Below are 1,322 nucleotides of genomic sequence, written 5' to 3' on the forward strand. Positions count from 1 at the left end.
TCGGCAACGCGCAGCAGCAGGCGCTCGAACGGGTCGCGCGCGCCGAGGCACAGGCCGGCGATACGGTGTCGTCGGCGCGCGTGCAGCAGATCGATTTCGACGCCGACCTGGTCGCGTACCGGCTCGGCGGGCCCGCGTTTCCGTTCGAGTATTACCTCGACCGGCTGCAACGCGGCCTGCGCAACGCGCGCATGACGATCATCGACGACCGGCTTGCCGACGGCACGCGGGCGACCGTCGATCTTCGCAATACTCCTGCCGGCGATCTGGCCGGCATCCGTTGACATGTCGCGGCGTAATCCGCATGGGCGGCGCAACACGGCGGCAGGCCGTGGCGCCGCACCGCACGCGGGCGGCGCCGCATCCGGGGTGACATCGTGAGTCTGTTTCATTCGCACGCGCATGATCATGCGCACCACGGCCATGGCCACGACCACCCTCATCACGCGCACCATGGCGCACCGCAGCCGCCCGGCGCGTTCCGCCTGCGCGTCGCCGTTGCGGTGCTGTGCGTGCTGGTCGCGCGCGCGGTCGCGAGCTTCGTGCAGGTGCGGGCCGGCGAGGCGTCGGTGATCACGCGCTTCGGGCGACCGGTGCGCGTGCTGCTCGAACCCGGGCTCGCGTGGCGCCTGCCCGCGCCGATCGATGCGGTGACGCCCGTCGACCTGCGCCTGCACACCACGTCGAGCGGCCTGCAGGACGTCGGCACCCGCGACGGGCTGCGCATCATCGTCGAGGCCTACGTCGCGTGGCGCGTGCCCGCCGATGCGCGCGACATCGGCCGTTTCATGCGTGCGGTCGGCAACGAGCCGGACGAAGCGGCGCGGCAGATCCGCTCGCTCGTCGGCTCCGTGCTGCAGACGACGTCCGCCGGGTACGATCTCGCGTCGCTCGTGAACACCGATCCGGCCCAGGTGAAGATCGGCGAATTCGAAGAGGCACTGCGCAGGCAGATCGACGCGCAGCTCTACGCGGCATACGGCGTTCGCGTCGCCCAGGTCGGGCTCGAACGGCTCACGCTGCCGGCCGTCACGCTCGCCGCGACGGTCGACCGGATGAGCGCCGAACGTGAGACCGTGGCTGCGCAACGTACCGCGGACGGCAATCGCGAGGCCGCGCAGATCCGCTCGGATGCCGAGCGCGACGCGCGCATCGCGCTGGCCGATGCGAACGTGAAAGCGGCCGGCATCGAAGCGCAATCGCGCAAGGACGCGGCCGACATCTACGGCAAGAGCTATGCGGGCAACCCGCACCTGTACACGATGCTGCGTTCGCTCGATACGCTGAACGCGGTGGTCAGCACCAATACGAACCTGATCCTG

1 protein-coding gene and 1 pseudogene are annotated in these 1,322 nt (G+C 70.3%); both read left to right on the top strand.

The features are described from left to right. Positions 1-284: pseudogene (locus G3N93_RS39740) on the top strand (protease modulator HflK); the annotation flags it as partial. A 93-nt stretch (positions 285-377) separates the two neighbouring features. Further along, positions 378-1,322, top strand: a 945-nt coding sequence (hflC, locus tag G3N93_RS39745) for a protease modulator HflC (protein WP_206135497.1), incomplete at its 3' end; no start/stop codon positions are given.

It is taken from the genome of Burkholderia sp. Se-20378, assembly GCF_017104665.1.
Lineage (GTDB): Bacteria > Pseudomonadota > Gammaproteobacteria > Burkholderiales > Burkholderiaceae > Burkholderia > Burkholderia lata.